Genomic DNA, 11724 nt, shown 5'->3' with positions numbered 1-11724 from the left:
CGCCACGACCTGGCCGCTTCAAGGGGGGGGTGGATCTAGCCGTTCAACCCCCCCGGTGTCACCCCCGCGGCTAAACCCACCGTATCTGGCGCGGGGGGGGGCTGACCCGGCCGCCCGCCCCGCACGCCGCCGTTCCCCGGAGCCCTCATATGACCACGAACCCCAGCGCCGAACTCCTCGACAGCCTGCTCACCGCCACCGGCCAGACCACTGCCGTACGGGCCGAGGTGCGCGTCTGGTCGATTTCTGGCGTCGAGCGCGTCACCTTCTCCGACGGCTCCTCGGCCATCTTCAAGTACGCCAAGAGGCCCTTCGACAGCGAGGACCAGGCCCTCCGCCTCGCCCGCACACTCGGTATTCCCGTCCCGCAGATCCACGGCTCCGCCGTGGTCGACGGCTGGCTCGGGATGCTGATGGAGGATCTCGGGCCGTCTGCCCGCGACGCCGATGACCTCGACGGTGTCGCCGCGGCGGTGGTCCTGCACGGCGCTCGTACGGCTGCGGCCCTGCCGGTCTTCGACCGAGAACGGCTGCGGACGCTGCCCGTCCGAGCGCTGGAGCATCTCGAAGGACTGCGCAAGGCCGACCGGTGGCAGGACACCGATGACGTCGAGGACGCTCTCGACAAGATCGTGCGGGCCGCCGACGCCCGCTCGGTCGGGGCGACGCTCGCACCCTTCGGCTGGGTTCACTCCGAGTTCCACCCCACCAGCCTCCACATCGGCGAGCACGGCTGGAGGCTGCTCGACTTCGCCCGCGCCTTCACCGGCCCCGGTGTCCTCGACCTCGCCAGCTGGTACGGCACCATCGTGCCTCCGCACCCGCTCCGGCTGCGCGTCTTCCTGGAGCAGTACGTCGTGGCCGGTGGCACCCCGGACGCACTCGCCCCGCGCGGCGGGCTCACCGCCGAGAACTGGGCGCTGGGCTGGCACCGCATGTGGGCCGTCGAGTGGTTCTTGGAGCAGTCGGTCCGCTGGATCAACGACCCGGCCACCGACCCCGGCTACATCAAGGTCGTCCGCCGGCACCTCACCGACGTACTCCACCTCCTGGAGATCTGACGTGCTCGCCCAGACCTCGCCCTGGCACGCCCACGCCATCCAGCGCACCGCAGCCGGGGTCGCCGAACCCCTGGCCGTGCCCGCCCGGATGGAGTGGACCACGAGACCCGGCCAAGGCCCCGCCGCCGACATCCTCGGCCCGGACCTGCGCGGCACGCGAATCCTGGAACTCGGCTGTGGCCCCGGCCGCAACGCTGCGCACCTCGCTACGCGCCAGGGTGCTCGCGTCACCGGCGTCGACTTCGTCGGCCTCCAGGTCCGCCGCGCCCGCTCCCACTACGGAAGGCTGAACAACCTCACCTTCGTCGCCGGTCACGCTCTGCACTACCTGCACGCCTCCGACGAGCAGTTCGATGCGATCTACTCCGTCTTCGGCGCAGTAGGGCTCGTCGCCCCCGAGCTCCTGCTGCCGGCTATCGCTCAGCGACTCAAGCCCGGTCGGGTGCTCGCCTTCTCCGTTCCGCACCCGCAGCGCGGCAGGCGTAGCGCCTCAGGCGATGACCGCCCCCGTCGCGACTTCGTCACACTGCCCGACCGCACCCGTCTCCCCATCGCCCGCTGGGAGTTCGACACCGACCGCTGGGAGCGGCACCTCAGCCGGACCGGCTTCCGCCTCAGCTCCGCGAAGGAGTTCCACGACCTCCGCATGGGCCGCTCGCCCGCCACCCTGCTGATCCGCGCCCGCAAGCTCTGACCGCTGGAGGAACCGATGCGCCCGCCCTACCTGCTCCTCGACGTCGACGGCATCCTCATACCCTTCCCGAACGCGGACGGCTCGACCCCGGCCACCCACACCCGGCATGACGTCGTCCCGGCCGACCGAAGCGCCGAAGACCCGGTCACCATCTGGCTCGACCCCGAGCACGGCCGCCTGCTCCTGGACATTATCCGCTCCGGCCTGTTCACCCCGGTCTGGTGCACCAGTTGGCGGCAGGATGCCGCCACGCTCATCGGACCTCTCCTGGGTCTGCCAGACCTGCCGTACGTCGACCTACCGCGCCCCCAGATCACCACCAGCCACCCCAACGGCTACCTGTGGAAGCGCGACCACGTCGACGCCTGGCTCGGCGACACCCCTGCCATCTGGATCGATGACGACTTCACTGATCTCGACCACGTTTGGGCAGCTGAGCGCACTGCCGCGGGAATGGCCACATTCCTCGTCCAGCCCGATCCGCACCTCGGACTGCGGCCCGAGCACCTGGCAGAGGCTGTGTGCCGTGCTTCGCAACTGCAGAAGTTCCGCGCAGCCTGAGCGCTTCTGTTCTCCACGTCACAGACACAAGGGTGGTGAGCGCGCTGCCAGTCTGAACAGATGGGCGCTGTTGAGGCGAGACCGACTCAGTTGGGGTTCACTGCCTTGCCGCCCCTACGGATCGGCTGGCCGAGGATGTTGTCCAACTCTGCGGATGCGGTGTGCAGGAGATGCTCACCGAACAAGCAGAAAGATCCTTCCCAAGGATGTCCGAAACTTCCGGTGCGGAAGTCTTCAGACAGATAGATGTAGTAGTCCCCATCCGGGTACGGACTCAAGGGCCAGCTTTCCTGTCCACGGCCGCCGACTTCCCTTGGTGAAAAGCGGTACGAGGTGTGGTTCCAGTCGAGCGCGAGCAACATTCCGTTCGGAGCAGTGCAGGAACGCAACCCCTGCTCGACTACCTCGACGAAGCGATCCAAACGCTCATAGTTCGGATCGTCGTCAAGCGCGAAAAGGCTCCAGGTGACCGACATGGCGGGTTCCTTGATCGCTGGCCATCGGGACACACTGGGGCGGAAAGCGAACTCGTCGTAGAACCGGCCCCAGATGCGTCGATATTCGTCATCTGGCAGTTCCATCACTGGATCCCCTCGCATGGGCTGACCTTATCGAGTTGCCATTGGGATCCACCCACATGCCTTCGTCCCGCAGAGCTGGGACAGCACGTCAGACCGTGTTCGAGATCTGACGTGGGACGATCAGTCGGTGACTCGACTCGTGAAACGTGACCGCTCCCTTGAGGAGCTTGAGCGTGGCCGATGGCCAGCCCCGTCGGGCGGCGAAACCCGGCTGATGGCGGCTGTGCACGAGCTTCGGCGCAAGCCGATCGGCGGCCTGACGGTCGAGGACCTGCGGTTGCTGATCAGGCAAGACGTGGGCCTGCTCTATCTCCTGCCCGTGGCGGTGGAGATCCTCCGGGTCGACCCACTGGCGGAAGGCGACATGTACGAGGGCGATCTGCTCGCCACTGTACTCACCAGGAGTGCGGGGGTCTGGAGTGAGTTCCCCGAACTCAGGCGGGATGTCCGCCTGATCGTCTCGAAGTTGGCCAACCTGCCGCCTGGCCTTGAACGCGAGGTTGAGGGGTTCTTGACTCTGTAGCTCGCCGACCGTGGCGGCCGCCGCCGAGCGGCCGGGCGGCTGGTTACGAGGATTGCCGCACGAGCGGTCGTGGGCCGGGACGCACCGCTGCACGGCCCCGGGTGAGTCGGCGGACCGTGATGCCGATCATGGCCCAGCGGATCATCGTCTCAGAGTGGGCGGGGCTGGTCTCGTAGTCCCGGGCCAGGCGCCGGTGGGCGGTGATCCAAGAGAAGGTGCGCTCTACCGCCCACCGCTTGGGCAGGACCTGGAGGCCGCGCTGGTCGGGGTCTTTGCGGACGATCTCCAGGTCGCGGCCGAGGATCCGGGTGGTCCACTCGACCAGGCGGCCGGCGAAGCCTTGGTCGGCCCAGACCTTCCTGACGTTGGGGTGGTCGAGCCTAGACGAGTCTGTCCAAATGGCTGCAGGCATGAAGGGAGGGTGTTCAAGATCCGTTTGTGACGACAGAACTGAACACCCTCGTGACCGCACTGTATGTGAAGATCGACGATGAGTGGGCCGGGATCCTCCGCCCGCCCGGACGTCCGCCGAAGCTCAGTCACTCGGAGTTGCTGTGTCTGGCGGTCATGCAGGCCCTGCTGGGCTTCCACAGCGAGGCCCACGGGACTCCGGTTACAACAAGCGGCTGCGGGCCGCGCTGCCGCAGATCAAACGGGTCATCCGGACGCTGGCGAAGGATACGGACTTCTGGCACGACACCGTGTGGATCGCCGATTCCACTCCGGTGCCCTGCGGGATGTCCCGCCCCACCGTCAAGCGGTCGCAACTGGCCGGCTGGGCGAACTACGGCTACTGCGCGTCGCATTCACGGTTCTTCCGGGGACTGCGGCTGTACCTGGTGTGCACGCCGACCGGGATGCCGATCCTGTGGGCCCTGGCCGATCCGAAGCCCGGCGAGCGGGAGGTACTGGCCGCGATGCTGGAGATCGACGGCGACCTGGTCCGCGAACGGCCCGGTCTGCTGCTGATCACCGATAAGGGCTTCGCCTCCGAACCCTTCGAGCGGTCACTGTCCGCACAGGGCATCACGTTGCTTCGGCCTTCCCGCAAGCGCGAGCGTGAAGCAGGTGCAGCTGGTTCTCGGCCACGCGTCCGCCGTCATCATGCTCAGGATCTACGCACATCTGTGGCCGGGCGAAGAAGACCGCACCCGGGCCGTCATGGACGCCGTGCTCGGCGGCCTGCGGACCGGGTGCGGACAGGTAGGCGATGCGACCTGCGAAACCGCAGGTCAGACGGCCTAATCAAAGATCAAGCCTTCTTGGTCTCCCAGAAGATCTTGTCGATCTGGGCGATGTAGTCCAGGGCCTTCTGGCCCGTCGCCGGGTCCGTGGAGGCCTTGGCGGTGGAGAGGGACTTGACGGCCTCGTTGATGAGGGTGTGCAGCTCGGGGTAGCTCTCGAAGTGCGGCGGCTTGAAGTAGTCGCTCCAGAGCACGTCCAGGTGGTGCTTGGCGAGCTCGGCGCGCTGCTCCTTGATCACCGTGGCACGGGTCTGGAAGTGCACGTCGTCGTTGGCGGCCATCTTCTCCTGGATGGCCTTGACCGACTCCGCCTCGATGCGGGCCTGGGCGGGGTCGTACACACCGCAGGGCAGGTCGCAGTGGGCGCTGACCTTGACCTTGGGGGCAAACAGGCGGGAAAGCATGGAGCGTTCCTTCCTCGTGATCGTCTTCTCAGGTGGGACATTACTCCCTGAGGGACTGGTTTTCCCGAGTGCCCCCCAGGGCTTAGGACAAAAGTCCGGGGTCACACTGAGACTGTGGAGGAACGGACCGGGGAGGTGCCGGGCATGCCGGAGCTGTCGCAGGAGACCGAGCGGGGCCGAGCGTTGCCGCCCTTCGGTCTCGCCGAGGTGACGGGCCCCTCCATGGTGCCCACGCTGCGCCACGGGGACCGGCTGCTGCTGCGGTACGGCAGCCCCGTCCGGCCGGGGGAGATCGTCGTCCTGCGCCACCCCTTCCAGCAGGATCTGCTGGTCGTCAAGCGTGCGGTCGAGCGGCGCGAGGGCGGCTGGTGGGTGCTCGGCGACAACCCGTACGCCGGCGGGGACAGCACCGACTACGGGGTGGTGCCCGAGGAGCTGATCCTCGGGCGGGCCTGGCTGCGCTACCGGCCGCTCGCGGGCCGGCGCTCGCCGCTGGCGATGCTGCGCTGGGCGTTCTCCGCCGCCAGGCCGCTGCCGTCGGACCGGTCGGCGGCCAGGCGCTTCCGGGCGCGGTAGGCGGCGACGTTGGCGCGGGTCGCGCAGCGGTCCGAGCAGTAGCGGCGGGAGCGGTTGGTGGAGGTGTCCAGGTAGGCGTTGCGGCAGGGGGCCGCCTGGCACAGGCCCAGGCGGTCGACGCCGTGTTCGGTCAGGTGGAAGGCCAGGCCCATCGCGGCGATGGCCGCGTAGCCGGCGGTCGCGTTCGACGGGTGGTCGGCCAGGTGCATGTGCCACAGCGGGCGGCCGTCCTCGTCGCGGTGGTCGTGGCCGGAGATCTGCGGGCTGACCGGGAACTCCAGCAGCAGGGAGTTCAGCAGGTCCACGGCCAGAGTCTCGTCCCCCTCGTCCGCCGCCTCGAAGACAGCGCGCAGCCTGCCGCGGACCGAGCGGAAGCGGGTGACATCGGCGTCGGTGGCGCGGCGGGCCGCCGACGCGTTCCCGCCGAAGAGGTCGCGTACGGCCTCCACGGAGGTCAGGGAGTCCTTGCCCTGGCCCGGCTCCTCGCTGTTGACGAGACGTACGGCGTAGTCCGAGTAATGGGCCAGTTCCACTTGTAGTCCTTACGGGGGCGCTCTATGGTCATGTGTGCGGGCGGGTAACAGCCGGTCGTGCTCCCAGGGTATTACGCGTGCACCGAAGGGGATGGGGAATCGTGACCACCACAGGCATGGGAACGGACTGGGCCGCCTGGCAGGAGAGCTGGGACCGGCAGCAGGAGTGGTACCTGCCCGACCGCGAGGAGCGGTTCCGGGTCATGCTCGACATGGTCGAGGCGTTCGCCGGTACGGCCCCGCGCGTGCTCGACCTCGCGTGCGGCACCGGCACCATCACCGCGCGCCTGCTGGCCCGGTTCCCGGACGCCGTCAGCACCGGTGTCGACCTCGACCCGGCCCTGCTCACCATCGCGCGCGGCACCTTCGCGGGCGACGACCGGGTCACCTTCGTCGAGGCCGACCTCAAGGACCCGGGGTGGACGGCGGCGCTGCCGTACGCCGAGTACGACGCCGTCCTCACGGCCACCGCGCTGCACTGGCTGCACACCGAACCCCTCGCGGCGCTCTACGGGCAGCTCGCCGGGCTGGTGCGGCCGGGCGGGGTCCTCATGAACGCCGACCACATGACCGACGACTCCACGCCCCGGATCAACGCCGCCGAGCGCGCCCTGCGCCACGCACGGATGGACCGGGCCAGGCAGGGCGGCGTCCTGGACTGGCGGGAGTGGTGGCAGCTCGCCGCCCAGGACCCGGTCCTCGCCGAGCCGACCGCCCGGCGCTTCGAGATCTACGGCGAACACGCCGACGGCGACACCCCTTCCGCGGCGTCACACGCGGCCGCCCTGCGCGAGAGGGGCTTCGCGGAGGCCCGTCCGGTGTGGTGCTCGCCGTCGGACACGCTGCTGCTCGCGCTGAGGTGACACACGGAGGAGGGGCGGCACGGGGTGACCCGTACCGCCCCTCCTCAGCTGTCTGCCCTCAGTTGTCCGTCCGCCTACAGCACCTTCGACAGGAACGACTGGGTGCGTTCGTGCTGGGGGTTGGTCAGGACGTCGCGGGGGTGGCCGGACTCGACGACCACGCCGCCGTCCATGAAGACCAGGCTGTCGCCCACCTCGCGGGCGAAGCCCATCTCGTGGGTGACGACGACCATCGTCATACCGGACTCGGCGAGGTCGCGCATGACGTCGAGGACGTCACCGACCAGCTCCGGGTCGAGCGCCGACGTCGGCTCGTCGAACAGCATCAGCTTGGGCTCCATGGCGAGCGCCCGCGCGATCGCCACCCGCTGCTGCTGGCCGCCGGAGAGCTGGGAGGGGTAGTTGCCCGCCTTGTCGCCGAGACCCACCCGCTCCAGGAGCTGCATCGCCTGCTCCTGCGCCGCCCGCTTGGAGACGCCCTTGACCTGCACGGGCGCCTCGGCGACGTTCTCCGCGGCCGTCATGTGCGGGAAGAGGTTGAAGCGCTGGAAGACCATGCCGATGTCCCGGCGCTTCCGCGCGACCTCGCTGTCCCGCAGCTCGTACAGCTTGTCGCCCTTCTGGCGGTAGCCGACCAGCTCGCCGTCGACGTACAGACGGCCGGAGTTGACCTTCTCCAGGTGGTTGATGCACCGGAGGAACGTCGACTTGCCGGAACCCGAGGGGCCGATGAGGCAGAACACCTCGCCCGGCTTCACCTCCAGGTCGATGCCCTTGAGGACCTCGACCGCGCCGAAGGACTTGTGCACGCCTTCGGACTTCACCATCGGCACGGTCGCCTTCGGCGGGGTGTCGTTGTCGCTCAGCTTGTCGCTCATGCCGCGCCTCCCTTCGGACGGCCCAGGGAGAACATGTTCGCCTTCACCTTCTGCCAGGGAGTGGCAGGCAGCTGCCGGCTGGAGCCTCGGGCGTAGTAGCGCTCGATGTAGTACTGGCCGACGCTCAGGACCGACGTCATGATCAGGTACCAGGCGGCGGCGAGGAAGTACATCTCCACCGGGGCGCCGGAGTTCTGGCCGATGTCCTGGGCGTAGCGGAAGAGTTCGGGATACTGGACGGCCGCCACGAGCGAGGTCGTCTTCAGCATGTTGATCACTTCGTTGCCCGTGGGCGGCACGATCACGCGCATCGCCTGCGGGATCACGATCCGGCGCAGTGTCTTGGCGTGGCTCATGCCCAGCGCGTGCGACGCCTCGGTCTGGCCCTCGTCCACCGCGAGCAGGCCGGCGCGGCAGATCTCCGCCATGTACGCGGCCTCGTTGAGGCCGAGGCCGAGCAGCGCCGTCAGCAGCGGCGTCATGAAGTCCGACCAGTAGTTCTTGTAGATCGGGCCCAGGTTGATGTACTCGAAGACGAGCCCCAGGTTGAACCACAGGAACAGCTGCACCAGCACCGGGGTGCCGCGGAAGAACCAGATGTAGAACCAGGCGATCGACGAGGTCACCGGGTTCTTCGACAGCCGCATCACCGCGAGGACGATGCCGCCCACGATGCCGATCACCATCGACAGGACCGTCAGCAGCAGGGTCTTGCCGACACCGGTCAGGATGCGGTCGTCGAAGAAGTAGTCCGGGATCGCCTGCCAGTTGATCTTGCCCTGGCTGAAGGCGTACACGATCGCCGCGAACAGGGCGATGGCGACGACGGCGGACACATAGCGTCCGTAGTGCTTGACCGGGATGGCCTTGATGCCCTCCGGCGCGGCCGGGGGAGCGTCCTTGCCCCCGGCCGTCTTCTCGATCTCACTCACAGGTGTTGCCTCTCGGTGGCCGCTGACGTTCCGCGGATCACTTGCCGCCGTTGACCGCGGCTTCCTTGACGGCGCCGTCCTGCACGCCCCACTTCTTGAGGATCTTGGCGTACTCGCCGTTCTTGACGATCGCGTCCAGCGCGGCCTTCAGGGCGTCGCGCAGCTGCGTGTCCTTCTTGGCGACGGCGATGCCGTACGGGGCGGCCTCGACCTGGTCGCCCACGACCTCGAAGTCCTTGCCGCCGCCAGAGGTCTTCACCGCGTAGGCGGCGACCGGGAAGTCAGAGGAGGCCGCGTCCACGCCGCCCGAACGCAGACGCGTCTGGGACTGCTCGTCGTCGTCGAACGGCTCGATGGCGATCTTCTTGCCGGCCGGACACTTCTTGGCCTCCTGCTTGGCCAGGTCCTCCGAGACCGTGCCGCGCTGGACGGCGAGCTTCTTGCCGCACAGGTCCGACCAGCCGGTGATGCCGCCCGTGTCGCCCTTGCGGGTGTAGATGGAGACGCCGGCGGTCAGGTAGTCGACGAAGTCGACGCCCTCACCGACCTTCTTGCCGGTGTCGGGGTCGACGCCCTCCTGCCGGTTCTTGTTGTCCGTCATCGCCGACATGGCCATGCTGAACCGGCCGGAGCGCAGGCCGGTGAGCAGGCCGTCGAACGTGCCCTCGTCGAAGGTGAACTTCACGCCGAGCTGCTTGCCGAGGGCGGCGGCGATGTCCGGGTCGATGCCGACGACCTTGCCGGAGGAGTCCTTGAACTCCACCGGGGCGTAGTGGATGTCGGAGCCGACGTGGATCTCGCCCTTGTCCCGGAGGGCGGAGGGGAGCAGCTTGGCGAGGGGGGCGCTGCTGTCGGTGGTGCTGCCGGAGTCCTTGCTCTTGGTCTGGTCACCGCAGCCGGTGAGGAGCAGGGAGCCCGCGACCGCGATCGCACCGACCGCTGCGAGGCGGGACCGTGCGGTCGTACGACGGGTGGAGCTTGCGGTCATCGTGGTTCCTCCGGCGGATGGGAAGAGAAGGCATACCGACGGGTCGACGAGAACACTCACCTTCGGGTGCCGCGACCACGTGGGTTCACGGCATCTTGCCATTCGGGCTACGCCATTCAGGCACGTCACAATGTCAAAATCGGATAACGGGTGATCGAGAACCGCATCAGGTCGGTACATCCGCGTGCCATTCAGACGGGATGATCTGCGGAAATACTCTTTTCACACCGGAAAATTTGCAGTGGATCTCACGATGCGGACGGGCATTGTGCGCACTTTCGGGGGATTCGCGGGGCGCTTGAGACTCCCTTGAGGCGGCCCCCGGGTGGTCCTGTGGGAGGCCCGGTCGGAAGCGGGTCGGAGGCCGGTGGGATGCCGGTCGGAGCCCAGTGGGCGGCCGGTGGGGGGCGGCCGGCATTCCGGGGCGACATGTGACCTTGCGCCTAATGGACTCGTGGTCCGCCCGTCCGTCCGGTATGAAGGTTCTTTACACCCCTCACCCGGGGCTCAGGGCGCGTGTGCGGCGCGCCCGTCGCGTATGTGCTCGTACGTATCCGTCAACCGAGCCGTGCGCGGTGCCCGCCCACTCCTCACCCGGAGTGGTCGACCCTCAACCATGCATACCTAAGGGGTAAGACAAAGTGGCAGCGGAGATCGTCAATCCTCGCAGCGACAGCGGTGCCGGACCGGAGGGCGGGGCGGCCGAGCCCCTCGACTCCTTCGACCCCGTGTTCGCGCTGCACCGCGGCGGCAAGATGGCCGTGCGGGCCACCGTGCCGGTCCGGGACACGGAAGACCTTTCCCTCGCGTACACCCCCGGCGTCGCGCGCGTGTGCACCGCGATCGCGGAGCAGCCGGAGCTGGTCAACGACTACACCTGGAAGTCCTCGGTCGTCGCCGTCGTCACCGACGGCACGGCCGTGCTCGGTCTCGGGGACATCGGTCCCGAGGCGTCCCTCCCCGTGATGGAGGGCAAGGCGATCCTTTTCAAGCAGTTCGGCGGTGTCGACGCGGTCCCGATCGCCCTCGCCTGCACCGGAGTCGACGAGATCGTGGAGACCGTCGTCCGGCTCGCCCCGTCCTTCGGCGGCGTGAACCTGGAGGACATCTCCGCGCCGCGCTGCTTCGAGATCGAGCGGCGGCTCCAGGAGCGGCTGGACATCCCGGTCTTCCATGACGACCAGCACGGCACCGCCGTCGTCACGCTGGCGGCGCTGCGCAACGCGGCCCGGCTCAGCGGTCGCGAGATCGGACAGCTGCGCGTCGTCATCTCCGGGGCCGGGGCTGCCGGTGTCGCCATCGCCCGGATGCTGGTCGAGGCCGGTATCGGGGACGTGGCGGTCGCCGACCGCAAGGGCGTCGTCTCCGCCGACCGGACCGACCTGACCGACGTCAAGCGGGAGTTGGCGTCCTTCACCAACAAGGCGAAGCTCACCGGCACGCTGGAGGACGCGCTGGCCGGCGCCGATGTGTTCGTCGGCGTCTCCGGTGGCACGGTCTCCGAGGAGGCGGTCGCCTCCATGGCGAAGGGCGCCTTCGTCTTCGCCATGGCCAACCCGAACCCCGAGGTGCATCCGGAGGTCGCGCACAAGTACGCGGCCGTCGTCGCCACCGGGCGCTCCGACTTCCCCAACCAGATCAACAACGTGCTCGCCTTCCCCGGCATCTTCGCCGGTGCGCTCCAGGTGCGGGCCTCCCGGATCACCGAGGGCATGAAGATCGCCGCTGCCGAGGCGCTCGCCGCCGTCGTCGGCGACGACCTCGCCGCCGACTATGTGATCCCCTCCCCGTTCGACGAGCGGGTCGCCCCGGCGGTGACGGCCGCCGTCGCGGCCGCCGCCCGCGCGGAGGGCGTCGCCCGGCGCTGAGCCCCGGCGCCCGCGTCC

Annotated in this window: 13 protein-coding genes and 3 pseudogenes; 9 read left to right on the top strand and 7 right to left on the bottom strand. The window is 68.6% G+C overall.

Annotation, left to right across the window (positions count from 1 at the left end; all coding sequences use genetic code 11):
• The first annotated feature begins 149 nt into the window (after positions 1-149).
• From ACFWN1_RS11720 to ACFWN1_RS11710, 3 genes are read left to right on the top strand one after another with little or no spacing between them, the layout of a single operon-like run.
• Positions 150-1061 (top strand): phosphotransferase family protein, encoded by a 912-nt coding sequence (locus ACFWN1_RS11720; RefSeq protein WP_384360107.1) that lies wholly within the window; start codon positions 150-152, stop codon positions 1059-1061.
• Between the two features lies 1 nt (position 1062).
• Positions 1063-1755 carry a class I SAM-dependent methyltransferase gene (locus ACFWN1_RS11715; protein WP_384360105.1) on the top strand — a complete coding sequence of 231 codons (693 nt, stop codon included), beginning with the start codon at positions 1063-1065 and terminating at the stop codon, positions 1753-1755.
• A 15-nt stretch (positions 1756-1770) separates the two neighbouring features.
• On the top strand, positions 1771-2316 hold the full coding sequence (locus tag ACFWN1_RS11710) for an HAD domain-containing protein (RefSeq protein ID WP_384360103.1): 546 nt from the start codon (positions 1771-1773) through the stop codon (positions 2314-2316).
• Between the two features lie 86 nt (positions 2317-2402).
• Here the strand turns inward: ACFWN1_RS11710 and ACFWN1_RS11705 are convergent, their stop codons facing one another.
• A complete protein-coding gene (locus ACFWN1_RS11705; RefSeq protein WP_384360101.1) occupies positions 2403-2897 on the bottom strand; it encodes a DUF2716 domain-containing protein in 495 nt (164 codons plus the stop codon).
• A 127-nt stretch (positions 2898-3024) separates the two neighbouring features.
• Between ACFWN1_RS11705 and ACFWN1_RS11700 the strand changes: the two genes are divergently transcribed.
• On the top strand, positions 3025-3420 hold the full coding sequence (locus tag ACFWN1_RS11700) for a contact-dependent growth inhibition system immunity protein (protein WP_384360099.1): 396 nt from the start codon (positions 3025-3027) through the stop codon (positions 3418-3420).
• 43 nt (positions 3421-3463) lie between these two features.
• On the opposite strand, the pseudogene ACFWN1_RS11695 reads toward ACFWN1_RS11700, so the two are convergent.
• Positions 3464-3796: pseudogene (locus tag ACFWN1_RS11695) on the bottom strand (transposase); the annotation flags it as partial.
• 361 nt (positions 3797-4157) lie between these two features.
• On the opposite strand from ACFWN1_RS11695, the pseudogene ACFWN1_RS11690 reads away from it, so the two are divergent.
• Positions 4158-4463, top strand: a pseudogene (locus tag ACFWN1_RS11690) (transposase); the annotation flags it as partial.
• Positions 4462-4665: pseudogene (locus tag ACFWN1_RS11685) on the top strand (site-specific integrase); the annotation flags it as partial. The pseudogenes ACFWN1_RS11690 and ACFWN1_RS11685, both read left to right, overlap by 2 nt.
• Positions 4666-4672: 7 nt before the next feature.
• Here the strand turns inward: ACFWN1_RS11685 and sodN are convergent.
• On the bottom strand, positions 4673-5068 hold the full coding sequence (sodN, locus tag ACFWN1_RS11680; RefSeq protein ID WP_384360097.1) for a superoxide dismutase, Ni: 396 nt from the start codon (positions 5066-5068) through the stop codon (positions 4673-4675).
• A gap of 144 nt (positions 5069-5212) precedes the next feature.
• On the opposite strand from sodN, the gene sodX reads away from it, so the two are divergent.
• Positions 5213-5644 carry a nickel-type superoxide dismutase maturation protease gene (gene sodX / locus ACFWN1_RS11675; RefSeq protein ID WP_384360113.1) on the top strand — a complete coding sequence of 144 codons (432 nt, stop codon included), beginning with the start codon at positions 5213-5215 and terminating at the stop codon, positions 5642-5644.
• On the opposite strand, the gene ACFWN1_RS11670 is transcribed toward sodX, so the two are convergent.
• Positions 5530-6177 (bottom strand): CGNR zinc finger domain-containing protein, encoded by a 648-nt coding sequence (locus ACFWN1_RS11670; RefSeq protein ID WP_384360095.1) that lies wholly within the window; start codon positions 6175-6177, stop codon positions 5530-5532. The two genes, sodX and ACFWN1_RS11670, sit on opposite strands and share 115 nt — an antisense overlap.
• A gap of 116 nt (positions 6178-6293) precedes the next feature.
• Between ACFWN1_RS11670 and ACFWN1_RS11665 the strand changes: the two genes are divergently transcribed.
• Positions 6294-7040, top strand: coding sequence for a class I SAM-dependent methyltransferase (locus tag ACFWN1_RS11665; RefSeq protein WP_384360111.1), 747 nt, complete (start codon positions 6294-6296; stop codon positions 7038-7040).
• Between the two features lie 74 nt (positions 7041-7114).
• Here ACFWN1_RS11665 and ACFWN1_RS11660 read toward each other — a convergent pair whose 3' ends face one another.
• The 3 genes from ACFWN1_RS11660 to ACFWN1_RS11650 are packed head-to-tail and all read right to left on the bottom strand — an operon-like array spanning position 7115 to position 9838.
• Positions 7115-7867, bottom strand: a complete 753-nt coding sequence (locus ACFWN1_RS11660; protein ID WP_384360109.1) for an amino acid ABC transporter ATP-binding protein — start codon at positions 7865-7867, stop codon at positions 7115-7117.
• A gap of 47 nt (positions 7868-7914) precedes the next feature.
• Positions 7915-8850, bottom strand: coding sequence for an amino acid ABC transporter permease (locus ACFWN1_RS11655; RefSeq protein WP_384360093.1), 936 nt, complete (start codon positions 8848-8850; stop codon positions 7915-7917).
• Between the two features lie 37 nt (positions 8851-8887).
• Positions 8888-9838, bottom strand: a complete 951-nt coding sequence (locus ACFWN1_RS11650) for an ABC transporter substrate-binding protein (protein WP_384360091.1) — start codon at positions 9836-9838, stop codon at positions 8888-8890.
• 641 nt (positions 9839-10479) lie between these two features.
• On the opposite strand from ACFWN1_RS11650, the gene ACFWN1_RS11645 reads away from it, so the two are divergent.
• Positions 10480-11706: an NADP-dependent malic enzyme gene (locus tag ACFWN1_RS11645; RefSeq protein ID WP_384360089.1), complete on the top strand. Its 1227-nt coding sequence runs from the start codon at positions 10480-10482 to the stop codon at positions 11704-11706.
• Positions 11707-11724: the final 18 nt, after the last annotated feature.

This window comes from Streptomyces sp. NPDC058459, from assembly GCF_042721685.1.
GTDB lineage: Bacteria > Actinomycetota > Actinomycetes > Streptomycetales > Streptomycetaceae > Streptomyces.
The sequence above is the reverse complement of the archived record's forward strand: the minus strand, read 5'-3'. Positions and strand labels throughout refer to the sequence as shown.

What these genes read in the sequence shown, in the direction of transcription:
- ACFWN1_RS11720 (WP_384360107.1), top strand. Translation starts at nt 150, where the DNA reads ATGACCACGAACCCCAGCGCCGAACTCCTCGACAGCCTGCTCACCGCC.
- ACFWN1_RS11710 (WP_384360103.1), top strand. Translation starts at nt 1,771, where the DNA reads ATGCGCCCGCCCTACCTGCTCCTCGACGTCGACGGCATCCTCATACCC.
- ACFWN1_RS11705 (WP_384360101.1), bottom strand. Translation starts at nt 2,897, where the DNA reads ATGGAACTGCCAGATGACGAATATCGACGCATCTGGGGCCGGTTCTAC.
- sodN (WP_384360097.1), bottom strand. Translation starts at nt 5,068, where the DNA reads ATGCTTTCCCGCCTGTTTGCCCCCAAGGTCAAGGTCAGCGCCCACTGC.
- sodX (WP_384360113.1), top strand. Translation starts at nt 5,213, where the DNA reads ATGCCGGAGCTGTCGCAGGAGACCGAGCGGGGCCGAGCGTTGCCGCCC.
- ACFWN1_RS11665 (WP_384360111.1), top strand. Translation starts at nt 6,294, where the DNA reads ATGGGAACGGACTGGGCCGCCTGGCAGGAGAGCTGGGACCGGCAGCAG.
- ACFWN1_RS11660 (WP_384360109.1), bottom strand. Translation starts at nt 7,867, where the DNA reads ATGGTGAAGTCCGAAGGCGTGCACAAGTCCTTCGGCGCGGTCGAGGTC.
- ACFWN1_RS11650 (WP_384360091.1), bottom strand. Translation starts at nt 9,838, where the DNA reads ATGACCGCAAGCTCCACCCGTCGTACGACCGCACGGTCCCGCCTCGCA.